Annotated in this window: 23 protein-coding genes; 18 read left to right on the plus strand and 5 right to left on the minus strand. The window is 39.1% G+C overall.

Annotated elements, in window-relative coordinates:
* Positions 1-92 precede the first annotated feature (92 nt).
* The gene (locus WKU33_RS12735; protein WP_340454959.1) at positions 93-1,157 is read right to left on the minus strand and encodes an LCP family protein; all 1,065 of its coding nucleotides are present in this window, start codon (positions 1,155-1,157) and stop codon (positions 93-95) included.
* A 324-nt stretch (positions 1,158-1,481) separates the two neighbouring features.
* Between WKU33_RS12735 and WKU33_RS12740 the strand changes: the two genes are divergently transcribed.
* Genes WKU33_RS12740 through WKU33_RS12760 form a run of 5 tightly spaced genes read left to right on the plus strand, consistent with a single transcriptional unit; the run spans position 1,482 to position 6,015 of the window.
* On the plus strand, positions 1,482-2,708 hold the full coding sequence (locus WKU33_RS12740; protein ID WP_340454961.1) for an NRAMP family divalent metal transporter: 1,227 nt from the start codon (positions 1,482-1,484) through the stop codon (positions 2,706-2,708).
* A 50-nt stretch (positions 2,709-2,758) separates the two neighbouring features.
* On the plus strand, positions 2,759-3,490 hold the full coding sequence (gene pxpB, locus WKU33_RS12745) for a 5-oxoprolinase subunit PxpB (protein ID WP_340454963.1): 732 nt from the start codon (positions 2,759-2,761) through the stop codon (positions 3,488-3,490).
* Complete coding sequence (locus WKU33_RS12750; protein WP_340454965.1) at positions 3,487-4,254, plus strand: LamB/YcsF family protein; 768 nt, start codon at positions 3,487-3,489, stop codon at positions 4,252-4,254. The genes pxpB and WKU33_RS12750 overlap by 4 nt, the downstream gene beginning before the upstream one ends.
* A complete protein-coding gene (locus tag WKU33_RS12755; RefSeq protein WP_340454967.1) occupies positions 4,255-5,199 on the plus strand; it encodes a 5-oxoprolinase subunit C family protein in 945 nt (314 codons plus the stop codon). It abuts the gene before it with no gap.
* A 39-nt stretch (positions 5,200-5,238) separates the two neighbouring features.
* Positions 5,239-6,015: a putative hydro-lyase gene (locus WKU33_RS12760; protein WP_340454968.1), complete on the plus strand. Its 777-nt coding sequence runs from the start codon at positions 5,239-5,241 to the stop codon at positions 6,013-6,015.
* A gap of 33 nt (positions 6,016-6,048) precedes the next feature.
* Here the strand turns inward: WKU33_RS12760 and WKU33_RS12765 are convergent, their stop codons facing one another.
* The gene (locus WKU33_RS12765) at positions 6,049-7,362 is read right to left on the minus strand and encodes a nucleotide sugar dehydrogenase (protein WP_156854377.1); all 1,314 of its coding nucleotides are present in this window, start codon (positions 7,360-7,362) and stop codon (positions 6,049-6,051) included.
* A gap of 567 nt (positions 7,363-7,929) precedes the next feature.
* Between WKU33_RS12765 and WKU33_RS12770 the strand changes: the two genes are divergently transcribed.
* The 4 genes from WKU33_RS12770 (at position 7,930) to WKU33_RS12785 (ending at position 9,872) form a co-directional block, all read left to right on the plus strand.
* Positions 7,930-8,301 carry a hypothetical protein gene (locus WKU33_RS12770; RefSeq protein WP_340454970.1) on the plus strand — a complete coding sequence of 124 codons (372 nt, stop codon included), beginning with the start codon at positions 7,930-7,932 and terminating at the stop codon, positions 8,299-8,301.
* Positions 8,302-9,135: 834 nt separating this feature from the next.
* Positions 9,136-9,360, plus strand: a complete 225-nt coding sequence (locus WKU33_RS12775; RefSeq protein ID WP_188858018.1) for a DUF1659 domain-containing protein — start codon at positions 9,136-9,138, stop codon at positions 9,358-9,360.
* Between the two features lie 58 nt (positions 9,361-9,418).
* Positions 9,419-9,634: a DUF2922 domain-containing protein gene (locus WKU33_RS12780; protein WP_188858020.1), complete on the plus strand. Its 216-nt coding sequence runs from the start codon at positions 9,419-9,421 to the stop codon at positions 9,632-9,634.
* Positions 9,635-9,737: 103 nt separating this feature from the next.
* Entirely contained in the window at positions 9,738-9,872 is a 135-nt protein-coding gene (locus WKU33_RS12785) for a YvrJ family protein (RefSeq protein WP_188858022.1), read from the plus strand.
* 451 nt (positions 9,873-10,323) lie between these two features.
* Here WKU33_RS12785 and WKU33_RS12790 read toward each other — a convergent pair whose 3' ends face one another.
* From WKU33_RS12790 to WKU33_RS12800, 3 genes are read right to left on the minus strand one after another with little or no spacing between them, the layout of a single operon-like run.
* Positions 10,324-11,139: a MetQ/NlpA family ABC transporter substrate-binding protein gene (locus WKU33_RS12790; protein ID WP_340454974.1), complete on the minus strand. Its 816-nt coding sequence runs from the start codon at positions 11,137-11,139 to the stop codon at positions 10,324-10,326.
* 17 nt (positions 11,140-11,156) lie between these two features.
* Positions 11,157-11,756 carry a methionine ABC transporter permease gene (locus WKU33_RS12795; protein WP_340454976.1) on the minus strand — a complete coding sequence of 200 codons (600 nt, stop codon included), beginning with the start codon at positions 11,754-11,756 and terminating at the stop codon, positions 11,157-11,159.
* A 55-nt stretch (positions 11,757-11,811) separates the two neighbouring features.
* Positions 11,812-12,561 carry a methionine ABC transporter ATP-binding protein gene (locus WKU33_RS12800; protein ID WP_340454979.1) on the minus strand — a complete coding sequence of 250 codons (750 nt, stop codon included), beginning with the start codon at positions 12,559-12,561 and terminating at the stop codon, positions 11,812-11,814.
* Positions 12,562-12,926: 365 nt separating this feature from the next.
* On the opposite strand from WKU33_RS12800, the gene WKU33_RS12805 reads away from it, so the two are divergent.
* From WKU33_RS12805 to WKU33_RS12845, 9 genes are all read left to right on the plus strand, one after another.
* Positions 12,927-13,127 (plus strand): hypothetical protein, encoded by a 201-nt coding sequence (locus tag WKU33_RS12805; protein WP_188858028.1) that lies wholly within the window; start codon positions 12,927-12,929, stop codon positions 13,125-13,127.
* Positions 13,128-13,209: 82 nt separating this feature from the next.
* Complete coding sequence (locus tag WKU33_RS12810; protein ID WP_188858052.1) at positions 13,210-13,554, plus strand: ArsR/SmtB family transcription factor; 345 nt, start codon at positions 13,210-13,212, stop codon at positions 13,552-13,554.
* Entirely contained in the window at positions 13,555-14,868 is a 1,314-nt protein-coding gene (locus tag WKU33_RS12815) for an arsenic transporter (RefSeq protein ID WP_340454982.1), read from the plus strand.
* A 14-nt stretch (positions 14,869-14,882) separates the two neighbouring features.
* A complete protein-coding gene (gene arsC / locus WKU33_RS12820) occupies positions 14,883-15,302 on the plus strand; it encodes an arsenate reductase (thioredoxin) (RefSeq protein ID WP_340454984.1) in 420 nt (139 codons plus the stop codon).
* Between the two features lie 389 nt (positions 15,303-15,691).
* A complete protein-coding gene (locus WKU33_RS12825) occupies positions 15,692-16,369 on the plus strand; it encodes a DUF3885 domain-containing protein (protein WP_229782716.1) in 678 nt (225 codons plus the stop codon).
* Positions 16,370-16,484: 115 nt separating this feature from the next.
* Positions 16,485-16,946 carry a regulatory YrvL family protein gene (locus tag WKU33_RS12830; RefSeq protein ID WP_340454986.1) on the plus strand — a complete coding sequence of 154 codons (462 nt, stop codon included), beginning with the start codon at positions 16,485-16,487 and terminating at the stop codon, positions 16,944-16,946.
* A gap of 27 nt (positions 16,947-16,973) precedes the next feature.
* A complete protein-coding gene (locus WKU33_RS12835; protein ID WP_340454987.1) occupies positions 16,974-17,288 on the plus strand; it encodes a hypothetical protein in 315 nt (104 codons plus the stop codon).
* A gap of 37 nt (positions 17,289-17,325) precedes the next feature.
* Positions 17,326-17,610: a hypothetical protein gene (locus tag WKU33_RS12840; protein ID WP_340454989.1), complete on the plus strand. Its 285-nt coding sequence runs from the start codon at positions 17,326-17,328 to the stop codon at positions 17,608-17,610.
* 32 nt (positions 17,611-17,642) lie between these two features.
* Entirely contained in the window at positions 17,643-18,092 is a 450-nt protein-coding gene (locus WKU33_RS12845) for a hypothetical protein (protein WP_340454991.1), read from the plus strand.
* Positions 18,093-18,182: the final 90 nt, after the last annotated feature.

An 18,182-nucleotide genomic window follows, 5' to 3' on the forward strand; every position in this document is an offset into this window, starting at 1 on the left:
TGGATAAGGCTGGTAGCTGAACTTTATAAAAATAAAATATTAGTAAATCAATAAAATGCAGCCAATCATCCAAGTGATTGGCTGCATTTGTCTTAATAACTTTCATTCGTAGCTGCATCTTCCTGTATCCAGCCATCGTCATTATCGTCATTATCGTCATTATCTACAATGGCATTTGGGAGCTCTAGATGATCTTTTAACAGCATTTTTGTTTCTTCCAATGCTGGGTAATCCAGTGCCCAGTAATAAACACCGCCTGGTTGATAGTCGGTCCCTTCTAGTGTATAGGTATCGACTTTTAGCTTACCTCCACTTGTTCCGTAAGTAATAAATGTTTTTATATCGCTAAAGGTCATATTCGTTACAAGGTTATCTCCAACAGCTTCGAGTAAATCATCATAATTTAAGATTGAGTTGACAGATGTTGCTTTATCAATGACAGATTTTATAATCTCTTGCTGTCTTATACCACGTTGAATATCATTATCAAGCTTTCTTGTTCTTGCGAGTGCAAGTGCTTCTTCCCCGTCTACATTTTGGACACCTGGATAGAGGTGGATTGAATCTCGTTTATCCATGGAATTGGATTCCTTGAATTCGTAAGGTACATCTACGGTAATTCCATCTAATGCATCAACTACATCAACAAATGCATGGAAATTTAATTTTACATAATAGTCAACTGGGATATCCAACAGATTCTCGACTGTTTCAATAGCTGCTTCTGTACCGCCGAAATAATGTGCATGATTAATTTTATCTTCGTAACCAACTTCAGGAATATAAACTAATGAGTCCCTAGGAATACTTACAATATTAATACTTTTATCATCTTTATTAAATGTTGCAACCATTAAAGCGTCTGTGCGCGCACTTTCTGCATTGTCACGGTGATCATTAGAATCCACACCCATGATGAGTACGGAGACATTATCAATATTCGGATCAATTTCAGCGTCTCTTAATGGGGATTTTTCCCTTTCAACTTCTACATAGGAATCAGATAAAACGGTGTCTGCTTTTGTATATAAATAAGCACCGTAGCCAACTATACTTAGGAAAGCAATGAGAAGAGGGATTAAAACAAATAGAACTTTTTTCCGTAATTTCTTTTTCTTTACCCTGACAATCCGGACATTCTTATTATTATGAGACATGTTCATTTAACTCCTTATTATAAATGTGGCATTAGACATGTTTCTCTCTATTTTACTATAAAACCGACATCTCGTATATTAAATTCGCGTTACAAAAATGCGGATATGCTGAATCCCAATCCACTCTCTCTATCATATCATAGATTACAAGAATTACTATCATTTTTTCGGGAGATATAATGATAATTTTTTCCAAAAATAGACAAACTAATTGTATACATTAACCAAGATTTTTATATGCATTTCGTGTTATTATAGTAAATCCGTACAAATTAATTATATAAAAAGAAATAACTGTCAAATGACAGAACTGAGGAGGAAATTATGTCAAAGTCAAATAAACATAATGAATTACTTTCTATAAAGGACCAAAAGTCACGCAGGAGATCACTTTTAGGAGCTGCCTTTTTAATGGCTACATCTGCAGTTGGTCCTGGATTTTTAACACAAACGGCGGTGTTTACGGAAACACTGTTGGCGAGTTTTGGATTTGTAATTTTGCTATCCATTATTCTTGATATAGGAGCACAGCTTAATGTGTGGCGGATCATCAGTGTCTCGGGCTTGCGGGGTCAAGAGATTGCGAATAAAGTACTACCTGGATTGGGATATGTCGTTGCGATATTTATAGTCATCGGTGGTCTTGCATTTAATATCGGGAATATTGGTGGTACTGGTCTTGGGATGAATGTAGCTATTGGACTCGATCCGAAAGTTGGAGCGATTATTTCCGCTGCATTGGCGATATTTATTTTCTTATCGAAAGAGGCCGGAACGGCGATGGACCGAGTCGTGAATATTCTAGGAGCAATGCTGGTTTTATTAATTGCTTACGTCATGTTCGTTAGCCAGCCACCGGTAGGGGATGCAATTTATCGTTCCTTTGTTCCGCTAGAGATTGATGTATATGCCATCATCACGATTGTCGGTGGTACAGTTGGAGGGTATATCACTTTTTCTGGTGGGCATCGTTTGCTTGATGCTGGGATTAGCGGAAAAGATTCCATATCAGAAGTAAATAAAACTGCTTATTTGGGAATTGGTGTTGCTTCCCTTGTACGGATTTTGTTGTTTTTAGCTGTGTTAGGCGTCGTTATGCAGGGGGTGGCTCTTGACCCGGATAACCCGGCCGCAACCGTGTTTCAATACGCTGCAGGAGATATTGGTTACCGTATGTTTGGTATCGTACTTTGGATTGCAGGGATTTCATCAGTAATTGGAGCGGCTTATACATCAGTCTCATTCTTACGCTCCTTCCATAGCATTTTTGATAAATATCATAAGTACTGGATAATTGGGTTTATTTTATTCTCGACAATAGTATATCTTGTTGTTGGTCAAGCAGCGACATTGCTTGTGCTTGCTGGTGCAGTGAATGGTTTAATTCTGCCGCTGACGCTTGGTTCCATGTTATTTGCTGCCCATAATAAGAAAATAATGGGTGATTACAAACATCCAATCTGGTTAACGGTGTTTGGAGCGATTGTTGTCATACTGACGGCAATACTAGGAATTAGAACGCTATTCCAGATGGTTCCTCAGATCTTCTAATATGATATGATAGAAGTATTATAAAAAGCAGGATAGAAGTGGGGAAATAAATGTTTGTAATAGAAGCTTATGGCGATAGAGGCTTAAGAATTCAATTGGGCGATTCCATATCAAAGGAAACGAACGAGAGAATTCGCAGCCTCTCTGCATTGTTGGAAAAGGAGAATAATAGCGGGATCATCGAATGGATTCCGACTTATACGGCCATTACTATTTATTATGATCCTGTTCAGACGACATATGAGGATTTAAAAGCACGCATGATTTTTTTATATAAGGGTCTATCTGATATTGCAATCCCACCTGCAGAAATAATCACAATTCCGGTATGTTACGGCGGGACATATGGACCAGATATAGAACATGTAGCGGCTGAAAATCAGCTTACAGAAAAGGAAGTAATCAAGATTCATTCTGAACGGGACTATCTTATTTATATGATGGGCTTTGCGCCTGGATTCCCTTATTTAGGAGGCATGTCGGAAAAAATTGCAACACCGCGGCTTGCATCTCCGCGAACCAAGATTCCTGCCGGCTCTGTCGGTATTGCTGGTTCGCAAACAGGTGTTTACCCATTAGAATCTCCAGGTGGCTGGCAAATTATCGGAAGAACGCCCTTGAATTTATATGACCCGGAGAGCGAGACACCTATTCTACTCCGGACGGGTAATTATGTCCGCTTCAAACCAATAACGGAAAAAGAGTACGATAATATTGTCCAAGAAGTTTCTAGGAATACGTATCAGGTAATAAAGGAATTCTATCAGGGGGTGGGGAGATGACAAAGCATGTTGTTGATTTAAACAGTGATTTAGGGGAGAGTTTCGGTACTTATCGGATTGGTCAGGATGAATTGGTGATGCAATATATTACCTCTGCAAATATTGCTGCAGGTTACCACGCAGGTGATCATAATGTGCTTCGTGAGTCTGTCGAGCGTGCTGCTCTGAATAACGTGGGAATCGGAGCACATCCAGGATTCCAGGATTTGCAAGGATTCGGAAGACGCTCTCTCCTTCTTGATCCGGAAGAAATTTATAACATCGTCGTTTATCAGATTGGCGCGGTTCAGGCTTTTGCTAAGCTATTTGATAAGGAACTCAATCACGTTAAACCACATGGCGCTCTTTATAATATAGCAGCACGTGACAAAGACCGAGCTCATGCGATAGCGAAAGCGATTTATGATGTTAATGAAGACCTGATTCTTTTCGGTCTCGCTGGCAGTGAACTCGTTAAAGCTGGAGAAAAGATTGGTTTAAAAGTTGCACAGGAAGTTTTTGCGGATCGCACGTATCAGCCTGACGGAACACTAACGCCAAGAACCGACTCAAATGCATTGATCACGGAAACGGAAGAGGCAGTTTCCCGTGTAATCCACATGGTGAAAGATAGGAAAGTTGTAGCGGTGGATGGTTCAGAAATCGAGATGCAAGCTGATACAATTTGTGTTCATGGGGATACACCGCAAGCACTCGAATTTGTACATCACCTGAAAGAAGGTCTTGAAGCAAACGGAATTCTGATAAAAAGAGTGGGGAGTTAATTGGAAAATGCAGTAATTAAAGTAGTGAAGCCCGGTCTTTCCACATCGATTCAAGATTTGGGACGTGTTGGCTATCAGCAATTTGGCATGGTTGTAGCAGGAGCGATGGACCCTTTTGCTTTACAGATTGGAAATATTCTAGTTGGCAACCCACGAGAAGCAGCAGGTATAGAAGTGGTTATTATGGGACCGAAGCTTAAATTTTTACAGGACACGGTTATCGCAATCTGTGGCGCGAATCTTTCTCCCAAACTAGATGGAAAAGCCATTTCAATGTGGCACTCCGAGATAGTAGAAAAGGGACAAGAGCTTTCTTTCGGAAAACCGATTAATGGTTCGTATGCTTATATTGCGGTCGGCGGTGGAATTACTACGGATAAATTGATGGGTAGCCGATCGACATATGTGAAGGCGAAAATTGGCGGACTCACTGGTGATTACTTAGCTGAAGGCGATCGATTGCCAGCTGGAGAGCCCAAGTTTGATAAAGCAGGACGCTCGCTACTCCCTCATTTAATTCCGAATTATACAAAGTCAAAAAGAATGCGCGTTATCCTTGGTCCGGACCAACATGCGTTTACAAAAGCGGGACTGCATACATTCTTATCAGAAACATATAGAATTACAACAAAAACGGACAGAATGGGAACGAGGCTCGAAGGAAAGGCAATCGAGCATGTGGCAGAAGCAGATATTATTTCAGATGCAATCCTACCAGGAACCGTGCAGGTGCCAGCTAGCGGACTGCCAATCATACTTCTTGCTGACAGGCAACCAACTGGAGGATATACAAGGATTGCAACGGTAATCTCCGAAGATATTCCTCGAATCGCTCAGAGTTTTCCGGGAAAAGAAATTAGCTTTGAAGCTGTTAGTCTTACCTTTGCCCAGAAACTTTATAAAAGAAGAGAACGCCTATTAAGGATGTTAAGTAAGATTGGGTGACATCTTATAGTGATATATTTATAAGGGGGAGATTATAGGATGGAAACAGTGGAACAATTGAGAGGAAAAATCAGGACGGGAGACTGGACTCAGCCGACGACAGGTCAGGCATCAGGATATACACAGGCTAACCTTGTTATATTACCTAAAAAGTATGCATATGATTTCTTGCTGTTCTGTATACGCAATCCAAAAACTTGTCCATTAATCGAAGTAACAGATACTGGTTCTCCAGTACCGAAGAAGTCGGCCCCGACTGCAGACTTACGTACCGATCTTCCTAAATATCGAATTTACAGAAATGGTGAACTAATAGAAGAAGTAACGGACGTCACAGAGTATTGGCAGGATGATTTGGTATCCTTTTTAATTGGTTGCAGTTTTACATTTGAAAAACCTTTGCTCGAAAATGGAATTCCGATTCGCTATATCGAGGAAGGCCGTAATGTTTCGATGTACAAAACCAATATTCCTTGTGAATCCGCTGGTGTATTTCAAGGCCCGATGGTTGTCAGCATGCGCCCAATGAAGCCTAAAGACGCAATACGAGCGGTGCAAATCACTTCCAGATTCCCATCTGTTCACGGCGCGCCTGTCCATATTGGTGATCCTGCACAAATTGGAATTACAGATATGAACAAACCTGACTTTGGTGATCCGGTCACGATCGAAGACGGCGAAGTTCCTGTGTTCTGGGGCTGTGGCGTCACACCACAGGCAACGGTAATGGCAAGTAAGCCAGAGTTCGTAATTACACATGCACCTGGGCATATGTTTATTACAGATATAAAGGAAGAGGAACATGCTGTAATTTAAAATACAGGAAGCGATCGCTTCCTGTATCTCGACTTATAAGCTCCAGTATTGGAATCCTTTGGCTTCACATTCTTTTCTATCTAAGACGCTCTTAATATCGATGAATACTTTCTTATCGTTTCGATATAGCTTATCGAGCTCTTCAAGCGTGAAATCCTCAAGAATTTCTTTATGTGGAACAGCTAAAACAATACAATCTACATTCTTAATACCTTCTTTATCAGATAGACGGACATTAAATACGTTGTAAACTTCTTCTGGATCTGCATGAGGATCGTAGACAATTGGGTCTATGCCATATTCCCTCAATTCCTCAATCACATCGATAACCTTCGAATTCCGGACATCAGCAACATTTTCTTTGAATGCCAGCCCTAGAATGGCTACTTGTGCACCATCAATATCCTGCTTCGCTTTGATCATTTGTTTAATGACACTATTACCGATAAACTGGCCCATATCATCATTCACTTTTCTCCCGGAAAGAATAATCTGGGAATGGTAGCCAAGCTGTTCCGCTCTATAAGTGAAATAGTATGGATCAACACCGATACAGTGACCACCAACTAAGCCAGGGGTAAAGTTAAGGAAATTCCATTTCGTTCCTGCTGCTTCAAGCACAGCTTTTGAATCAATGTCCATTTTATCAAATACCATGGCAAGTTCATTCATAAAAGCAATATTGATATCTCTCTGGGAGTTTTCAATTACTTTAGCAGCTTCAGCAACTTTGATGGATTCCGCTTCGAACACCCCAGCTTCAATAATGGCGCCATAAATCGCTGAGATTTCTCTAAGTGCAACTTCATCTGAGCCAGATACAACTTTTGTGATTTTAGTTAATGTATTAACTTTATCACCTGGATTGATCCGTTCAGGTGAATACCCAACTTTAAAGTCTGTTCCATACTTCAATCCGGAGACCTCTTCTAATATAGGAATACAAATCTCTTCTGTCGTACCAGGATAGACGGTGGATTCGTAGACAACAATGGAGCCTTGCGTTAAATTTCTGCCGATTGCTTCACTTGCACCAATTATCGGTTTTAAGTTCGGTGTTTTGTCGGTATTAATGGGTGTTGGGACTGCTACAACATGAAATTTACAATCTTGCAGATCGTGTTCTTCGCTTGTAAATTGCAACGTTGTCTCCTGAACTGCTTGATCGCCCACTTCATCTGTCACATCAATCCCACTTCTATATTTAGCTAACTTATCCTTATTCAAGTCATAACCAACAACATCAAACTTTTTAGCAAATTCAACCGCTAACGGCAATCCTACATAACCTAATCCAACTACTGCAATCTTTTCTTCCTTTGCTAGCAACTTTTCATATAAATTCATGGTACTGCTACCTTTCTATAGTGAATTCAATTACTTCGAGTAGTTATATTATATGACTTTCAACAGTTGATTACAACAATATCGAAATCGAGGACAAGGACAACGGGGTCAGAGCAACTGTCCCAGTTTGGAGAGGGACAATGGGGTCAGAGTAACTGTCCCACTTTCTAGGACTGATCCTTTGCGTACCTATTCTGAAAAGGCCTGTTCGTATCCTTTAACAAACATACCCTGGTGAAAAACAGGCCGCGGAGCTACGCTAGAATTGCTACAGTGATCTCGTAAAGGTATTCCTTGAGTCGCCCAAAGCTTTTCAGGAAAGAAATTGCCCTTGAAGTCCTTAGCCTTACGCTTGCCCAGAAACTTTATAAAAGAAAAGAACGTCTTTTGTGAAAATGCTCAAATTCACAATTAGATATGCCGTGCAGTTTCCAAAACTACATCAAACTCTAGTAAATACTGAAGATCACTGTGAGTATACTGAGGTTAACAAATGAGTTAACTGGGACAGTTACTCTGACCCCAATGTCCCACCTTCACGTTTCATTTAACTAGGAGTTGGTTAAAATGGAACTAAGGGAGGTTTTTCACATCGGATCATTTACGGTACTAGGTGCGATCGTTATACTTACCGGGTGGTTTGCGCTCGTGGAATACGATCAATATCCTGAATCAGAACGGAAAGAAATTGTAGACCGAATTAAAGGTAGTCCTGCAGCCATCATCGTTGTTGCTCTGATGCCTGTTGGAATTGTCATCAATATGTTAGGAAACGCAGTCGGCTCTTTATGGATGGTTATTATCGGGGCAACGCTCATATTTGTGCAGAGTATCATCGTTTCCCTCTTGTTCTGGAAAAGAAAACGCTGGAAAAGTATTGTGCTGCTTGTTGCCATGATTGTGCTGGGAGTTTTCTTGTATATGCCGTTATTTATGTGAAAATCATTTTTTAACGTGGTCATACCTTGGCAGCAGTTTGATGTGTTTTTTTAATCAGTTTAATGTACTTTTCATTATACATCCATTGTTACTTTCGATTTTTAGATACAATTACTAAATTGATTACAGACACCACAAGAGCCACAAGTGAAATGATTAATGCAATCGTAACCATAATTTTCATCCTTTATGTTGATTTTTTTGAATAAAGAGGGTATGATTAACATAGAATTATGGGTAGGAGGAGATTTTACTCCCCTCCGTGGTGTTTAGAACTCTAACGTTGCGATCGTTTAGAGTTCTTTTTCTTTTTACGTCTTTTGTGTCTGTCTAATACTATGACAATCAGATTAGTGATTGCTATTATCAGGTTGACCACAGACGTAATCAGAATCAAAACCTGCTCCATACTTCTATGCCCTCCCTTCTATAAAGGGATGGAAGGTATCATACCCTCAAGTCTAAATATACATAATTATTTACATTTACTCAAGTCACTCCAAGACTTTAAGGCCCATTTACAGTATATTTTCTTCGTGCATATCACAATATTGGTGAGGATCCTATGGGATTGAAATCTTGAATACCGGAGCGGTGGATCTGATAATGGAACTATCGCTTATTTTATTTGAGAAACCTCTCAAAATTGATTTCAATACTGGAATTTCCTTCTCTTCCTCTTTATTCATTGTTATTCCCTTCTATCTGAACGATATTGGCTGGAATGATTATTTTTTCCACCCACAGAATAAACTATTTCCAAAAAAGTTTCGTCCCTCACACCCCCAATCCCCACCCCCCTTCGATTATAGAGTTGAAAGGGAGGTGAGGCACATGGCAGCACAAGACTTAACACAGTCGACACTGCAACTCGTTTTTCTGACAGGAGTTGACCCGGAATCGGGTAATTCCACGTACAAGAATAAGAGCTTTAACAACGTGAAAACGAGCGCAACGGCGGATCAGTTATATGAAATCGCGATTGCGTTCGAAGGGTTGCAGCAGCACCCGCTCACGCAGATCAACCGTCGTGACAACTCCGAGATTCGCGAAGGCTAAGCTCGAACACGCAGCCTAACTCCAGGCGAACCAATCAACTACAGAGAGGAGGGGGACCATGAAAAGGTTACAAATGCAATTTGAAAACCAAGAAGGAAAAGTCGTCACGTATACACTGGATGACCCGGTTGAGCCAATCGACCATGAGGCAGTAAACGAGGCAATGGATACGGTTATTGCCCAGAACGCGTTCAATTCCAGTGGCGGTGAATTAGTTGCGAAACGAGGCGCTCGTGTCGTTGAACAGATAACAGAAGAAATCGAGATTTATTAAAATCTAGAGATTAGCGGGGCCCCAATTGTTCATCTGGACGATTGGGGTCTTGCGCCATATTAAAGAAAATGAATCAATCACTTTCAAGAAGGAGGGATGAGAGATGGATGCTTGGTATTCGTTTGTCGCGGAAGTTGGCTTCCCGATTGCGGTGACTTTTTATTTACTCTACCGGATCGAAGGGAAGCTCAACCTGCTCATCGATTCCATTCACCAGCTGCCGGATAAGATGAAATAATAGATGATCATTCCAGTTTATTCTTGCATAACAAAAAAACCTTATTCCGACAAATGAAGGAATAAGGTTTTTTGGACTTTTTAGCAAGCTGCAATAGCTTGATGCGCCGTCTTGGCTGCACGTTATATTATTTCATATCCAATTCCTAATATTCGAATTCCCCATGTGGTCAAATAAAGAAGTGGATCTACGTCAATATTTTGGATACAAAAAAGTTAATTTATCTAAATTTAATGAATTTCATAATACGTATTTAATGCTTCGCCATCACCATATGTAGTTGAGTTGGTTCGTTCCCAACTACATATGGTGATGGTGAAGCTGACTTTGGTAATTATGAAATTCATTCGAGTGATAAAAAATATCATGTATGTTCTAATTTAGTTAACGGAAGGGTGTACCTGCTTTCCAAGTACCCTTCAAAAGATAGGAAGAGTGAAGATTTTCTGTTTTAAAATGCCGGAACTGCTGATTCTCCTTCACGTTCCTCCAAAAACTCTCGTACTTCTGCACTTGTCATTGCTTCAGATAATTTTTGAATTAACTCTGAATCTACGTTATCTTCGCGGGCTACTAATGTAATAGCAAATTTATTGTCTTCTTTTTCAGTGATAAGCGCATCATCAGCCGGTGTTAAATCTAAATGACTCGCATGCGTTGGATTCATAATGACACCATCCACATCTTTGTATAAACGTGATAACGAAGCAATTTCTGCTTGCTCAAAACTGTAGTTGTGTGAGTCATCTATGATATCTTCTAATCCATATTGCTCTCCGTCAATCTCACTTAACTCAATTAAACCATGTGAATCCAATAAGCGTAAAGAGCGATCAACATTAGATGGATCATTGGCAATACCAATTGTTATGTCATCAGGTAATTCATCAATACTTTCATATCCATCTGCATAAAGACCGAAGTTAGCAAAATAAATCGGTTGAACGTCAACTAAGTTACCATCTGCGTTTTCATTAAATTGTTGCATAAATGGTATGTGCTGTGAAAAGTTTGCATCAATCTCTTTATTTTTTAATGCTTCGTTTGGCTGAATATAATCGCCCATCTCCACAACTTCTAGCTCAATACCATCTTCAGCGAGAAGTTTTTTTGCAATTTCTACAACATCTGTCATCGGTGACTCTACAGCTGCAACTCTTAATGTTTGTGCGTTATTTTCTTCATTTGTATTATTATCTTGGTTATCACCACATGCAACGAGTAAAGTTACAAGTGCGGCGATCATTACGAAAAGTGATTTTTTCATAGATTGTTCCCTTCTTTCTATCGTTTATCTATTTTTCTTGCTAAAGTGATTCCTGCATATTGGATCAGTTGTACAAATATTACGATAATGATAATGATATAAATCATTAAATCTGTGCGATATTGTAAATAACCATAGCGAATGGCAAAGTCTCCAATTCCGCCACCACCGACAACCCCCATAATCGTTGAATAAGAAATAAAACTAATTGTAGATGTTGTCATACTTAGAACGAGTGCAGAACGTGCTTCAACATATAAAAACTTAAAAATAATATCTTTGACGGATGCTCCCATTGAAACAGCTGCATGAATCACCCCCTTTGGTACGTCAAGAAGGGATTGCTCCACAAGACGTGAGTAGTGCGCAATTGCGATCACCATCATTGGAAGTGTTGCGGCAGCTGTGCCAATTGCTGTCCCCATAACAAAACGAGTAAATGGAATCATAAAAATAACGAGCAATAAAAATGGGAATGATCGAATAATGTTCACGATTAAATTTAATGATGAAAAAACGAGTCTGTTCTCAAGCAATTGCCCTTTGCGACATAAAAATAAAAATGTTCCAATGGGTAGTCCAACTAACAATGCTGCTATTACTGAAAATCCTACCATAATAGATGATTCGCCAATCGCCACCCAAATCTCAGATTGATACTTAATTAATATATCAGGAAAGATTGGTATCTCCCCCTGACTTCAGCTGTTCGACAAATGCTGCTGCACCTTTTTCAAATTTATTTACACCTGTCGGCTCTATGTCTACTACATCATAAATTTGACCATCTGCCATAACTGTCACTCGCTCAGCAAGGCTTCGAATGACTTCCAACTCATGGCTCACAATAACGATTGTTACGTTAAATTGCTGATTAATTTGTTTTAGTACCTCAAGTATTTCTGTTGTCGTTTTTGAATCAAGTGCTGATGTTGGTTCGTCACATAACAACACTTTAGGATTATTAACAATTGCGCGTGCAATAGCGACACGCTGTTTTTGTCCACCACTAAGTTGGCTAGGATATTGATCTTTATATGTTTCTAGACCGACGAAACGCAAGCTCTCCATAACGCGTTCTGTTCGGTCCTTCTTTGTTATTTTAGCTATTTCTAATGCCACAGCGACATTATCAAAAACCGTTTTATTGCCAATTAAATGATATCCTTGAAAAATCATGCCTAACAACTGACGTATATGACGAATCTCTTTACTTTTTAAATGGTTGAGTTTTTTATTATTAATAATGACATCGCCTTCATCAGGCTTTTCAAGTAAATTCATCATACGTAACAGCGTTGATTTTCCTGCACCGCTTGCACCAATAATACCGTGAATTTCACCAGCCTTAATGTTTAATGATATTGACTGAATCGCTTTAAACGTGCCATATCGTTTGGTAACATTGTGAAGAGTAATCATATAAATCTCCAATCTTGACTAAAGTTCATTCGGTATATTTCTGTATTCATTTTCAGGTTGTTATAGTTTAATCTCTATGGTGAGTGTAACAGTTATGTTGTGCTTATTCAAGGGTTAAAAATCTGTTATAGTCAATTAAGGGGGCTGATTGTCGCGTTTGAATACCTCATACATATCCTCCTTATCCTTAAAATAGATATTACAGACTCTTGTTGTCCTTGATGTGCTTGATTATACGCATGATGAATGTTTTTAAAGACCGAATCAAAAGTATAACCTTTAATCATGTCTATTATAATTACTCGTATATCTCTTCTGATAAGAACTTTAAAGATTTAAGCTATTGGTTACAATCCCTTCGAAAAATGGAAAAAAGCTACACAGACCTTGAGTTTGGAGAATTGAAATTCAATTTGGAAGATTGGTATTATAAGATAGGTGGAAAAGAAATTACATACCATTATCACACCGACTATCTAATGACGCCTGGTCAGGCGGCTACAGAGCTTGGAATATCGAACTGTCCATTCAATATGTCAGTGTGTTTTTTCGTGTACATCCCATAACTTAACAATTACTTTTTCGTTGTCTACATAAGTAAATAATTATATACTTATATATCAACCCAACTAAAAAGGAGGAACAGCTATTTTGCAAACAACGATTGAAATAGATAAAGCATCTATTATTTTAAAACTGCTTGGCGACGAGACCCGTCTGACCATGTTGAAGTTAATGGATGAGCATGCTTGTTGTGTATGTGAGTTTGTAGAAATCTTTCAAATTAGTCAGCCGGCGATTAGTCAGCACTTACGCAAGCTGAAAGATTTGGGGCTTGTAGAAGAAGAGCGACGGGGACAATGGATTTTTTATTCGATGAATAACAACCATGAATATTATGCTTTCATACAATCCGTTTTGAAACAATTACCGAACCAAAATTATCGGATAAAAAAATTGGAAGAAGAAGGTACAAGAATTTCATGTTGTTAAATGGGAGGTATCATGTTGCAGGCAACGCTCATACTCGCACTTTTAATATTTATAGCTACCCTAGTCCTTGTCATTTGGCAGCCTAGAGGATTAAACATTGGCTGGTCTGCGATGGGCGGGGCAGTTGTAGCTTTATTAGCAGGAGTTGTCGGATTTAGTGATGTAATTGCAGTAACGGAAATCGTATGGAACGCGACACTTGCCTTTGTGGCTATTATTCTAATTTCCTTACTATTAGACGAGGTAGGATTGTTTGAGTGGGCTGCATTTTATATGGCGCGATTTGCAAAGGGAAATGGGATAAAAATGTTCGTCTATATTAGTATCTTAGGTGCGATTGTTGCCGCCTTATTTGCGAATGATGGTGCTGCACTCATACTCACACCGATTGTACTGGCAATGGTACGGAATTTACAGTTTAAAGAAAAAATGATCTTTCCCTTTATTATGGCAAGTGGATTTATTGCAGATACAACCTCATTACCGTTTATTGTTAGTAACTTAGTGAATATCGTATCAGCTGACTTCTTTGGTATTGGATTTGTTCAATATGCTTCACGTATGGTTATACCAAACCTTTTCTCGTTGATAGCAACGATTTCCGTACTGCTTATCTACTTTAAGAAAAATATTCCAAAGGCATATGATGTTTCTAAATTGGATGAACCTAAAAAAGCTATTAGGGACAATAAAATGTTTCGTCTATCATGGTATGTCCTTGGTTTATTAGGAATTGGCTACTTTACGAGTGAATTCATCCATGTACCGGTCTCCATTATTGCTGGAACGATTGCTATATTCTTCATTATAATGGGCAGACAAAGTCCTGCTGTCGATACAAAAAAAGCAATAAAGGGTGCCCCGTGGGATATTGTGTTCTTTTCCATCGGAATGTATGTCGTTGTATATGGGCTTGGAAATGCCGGTCTTACATCTGCACTGTCAAGCTTGATTGAGATTGCTGCTGAAAAGGGCTTGTTTGTTGCGACAATTGGAATGGGGTTCATTGCTGCTTTCTTATCATCGATTATGAATAATATGCCGACCGTGATGATTGATGCGTTGGCAATTGCCGAAACGGATACTTCTGGTGTAGTAAGAGAAGCACTTGTCTATGCTAACGTTGTAGGGTCTGACTTAGGTCCGAAAATTACGCCGATTGGTTCTTTGGCAACGTTAGTCTGGCTTCACGTATTATCGCAAAAAGGTATCAAAATTTCTTGGGGAACCTATTTCAGGACTGGAATTATTTTAACGATACCAATCCTGTTTATCACGTTACTAGGTCTATATGTAACATTGATTATTTTTTAAAAAGGAGCATTGATATGGATAAAAAAACAATCTATTTCTTATGTACCGGGAACTCTTGCAGAAGTCAGATGGCAGAAGGGTGGGCGAAGAAACTGCTTGGAGAAGAATGGGTGGTTAAGAGTGCTGGTATGGAAGCACACGGATTAAATCCAAAAGCTGTCAAAGCTATGGATGAAGTAGGGATAGATATTTCGAACCAGCAATCAGAATTAATTGATGTGGAGTTCCTTCATAATGCCACGTTAGCAGTGACCCTTTGTGGTGATGCAGCTGACCGTTGTCCGATGACACCGCCACATGTAAAAAGAGAACATTGGGGGTTTGATGATCCAGCAAAAGCGGAGGGAACCCCTGAAGAGAAATGGGCCGTATTTCAGCGTGTTCGGGATGAAATAGGAGAGCGTATTAAACGTTTTGCAGAAACTGGGGAGTAAAGATAGGTCATCTCTAGGGGCGAATAAACTATTTAAAATTCTCCTATCTACTATGTCTCGTTGTCGCAATATGGGCCTACCTTCTTGTGACTGATTTCATGTACAATAATTGATAAGACCATAACATGATAGCGTAGTTAAAAGGAACCGAACGTAATATAATCAAATTTTTCTCAACCCTTCTCATAATAGAGAAGGGTTGTTTTCATGCATTATAAAAAAATACCTCCAACCCGAAACCTTCAGCTAAACAATTCCGTATTACGAATTAATATAAATAACAAAGAATGGTAAAATGCAATATAGGAACTAGATTAGAAGTCGAATGAAAAAGCAGAGCATTAACATATAAAGCTAAACAGATTGTACGAGAACGGAGACCATACATAATGCAATTAAAAAAATATATCCAAACAAACTTCCCAGGCCTAACGCTAAAACCAAACCTCAGCTCCGAATGGAAACCAAGTCTTCATCTTGAACTAGCCAAAGGGCTTTATCCATTCAAAGAGGGGAGTGACGAGCTAAATCCAGTTTATTTTCAAACCGTCTATCATCAAGCCATCTCCCTGTTTCACGACCTATTCTCAGCCGAAGATGAAATACTATTGGTAACGAATAGTTATCGGTATAAAAAGGAAAGGAGAAAGAAGAGAAGAAAGCTTGGGATATATCTTCATTATATTAAAAGTAAAGATGTTCGCTCTCGTTTAACACAAGCAACCTTACCTTATATGTTTGAGGACGACGAGGAGAAGGAAGAAAAATATACATGCCAATTTTCTTTACGATGCCGTAAGCAAGACATCCGGTATTCTATTTTAATAAAGGCAATTTGCAATCAGGATTTTCCGTCATTGAAGCCAAGCATACATAATCCATCTAACTTGGAGGAGCCGGATATATTCTTTATGAACACGACGAGAAATATTATTTTTTACATGTATGATGATCGAGGGTGTGAGGTGATCGCGAGGGATAGAGAAGCGATACGCCCTATTTATGAAAAATATGCGGATTGGTTGGATGAAAGCAATCGGGCAGAAATCGATCAATACTTTACATGAAGTTGGAAATGGGGAATACTCGAATGAGCGGCTGTCCTCACGTGAAACCGAGATTACCACTCCATTTAATATATACAGCATGAAGTTATAGAAAAACAAAAGGGGAAATACAGTTATGCCAGAATCCAATGATTATTCATTTCGTAATATGAATAAAAAAGAAAAAGTCGCAACCGTTGTAGGAATAGGACTTCTCATACTGTTTGTCGCAGGTTTTATATTTGGACTTTATTTCTTTGGGCTTGCGGGTGTTTTTAAAGTGCTCGGTGTCCAGTATGATTCGGTCTGGTCGTTAGCTATTTTTGTTGTTAATTTGCTTGTGATCGGCCTTCTATTCGAGATATTTTCCAACGTGATATTTAAATTGTCCGTCCGGAATATGACGGGAAAAGCAAAAGTGCTCATGATCCGATTCCTTATCGAGGCAATCACGAACTGGGTTGTCATCTTTACAGTGGATGAGCTGATGAGGAGTATCACACTATCGCTTCAAACAGAGATTATCATTGCATTGTTTATTGCCACACTCGAAATTGTTTTCGATGATAAAGATACGAAGAAAAACACCGCGGAGTGAAAAGAAAAATAGAAGGGGAAATTACATATGATTGGTTTGCTTAATGTTGGGAGTCTCGTACTTGGACTGATTGCTTGGATCCTGCCTGTCATCAGTCTATTGAAATATAGAAGCACTAACAATACGAATTGGATTACGCTTTCCATTCTCAGTTTGAGTGCTTGTGCGATTTCGCTATGTTTCCAGATGTTTTACAATTATCATCTCGTGAAAATAGAGGATTGGGCTGCTCTGATGGATACAGCTGGCGCGGTCGTTTTTGCTGCCACAGTTTTGCTCATCGTGACGATTCTATTAAATGCCATTACGCTGTTCGTCTTTCGTTATAAATCAGCAAAGTAGGGCAATAAAAAAACATGAGGTTGAGGAGCAATGCAACTTGCATTATGTTAAGTTTCTTATTCAGGAGTCGATATTATTTGGGTTGATTATCATCGTGAATTATTTTTACAACATTCATCTTGGCCCACCATTTACTAAGGTTGATGTCCTAGCGAGCATCATATGTCTTCCTATTCTAGGCTATTTATTATTTTTAGCGTTTACGTTATTTAAACGTTTCGATTCGTTATCATTAAAAAGTAAAATCATTCTTTCTATCTTAAACTTTATAATAATAGCATTCATGATTGGAATTATTTTCTCGAGTGTTGGTATAAAGTGATAAATCTTAAAAGCTAAGAGAGGAAAACACCGATGACTCAATATATTTATCTCGCTTCACCTATCAGACTGCCAAAAGGTTCGTTTGGACAGTCATCTTTAGCGCCTGAACAACCGAATATCTTTAAGAGTGAATTGGATTTTGCCCACTTACATTTTGAAAACAATTATGATCCCGGATTAAAAGATAGATTCTCCTATAGTCCGCACTTTTCCTTCAAGCATCAAGTAGCGGCCGATGCTCGCGACATCCCGTTGAAACTTCAGTTACGAGGGACGGCGGAGGAAGCGAAGTGTTTAGGCATTCTGCATGCTTATATAGAAGAAGTTCTCCAGGCAAGCGGTGTTGTAGAGTATTTCACTTGTTTAAACGGTAAAGAGGAATCCGCCATTTCAAAAAAGCGCCACATTCGCTGGTCTGATATGAAAGATCCTTATGATTTAGTCCTGGAAGACCTGGAGTTCTGGGAGATCACTTTCTAACGTTATTTTCCCGCGTCAATCGGGAAAAATCAGTTACTTTCGTCTCATACTTCCAGAAAGCCCTCTCTGAGTAGAGAAGCAATACTTTTT

This window comes from Oceanobacillus sp. HCA-5259 (assembly GCF_037892815.1).
In the GTDB taxonomy this organism is placed as follows: Bacteria; Bacillota; Bacilli; order Bacillales; family Amphibacillaceae; genus Oceanobacillus; species Oceanobacillus indicireducens.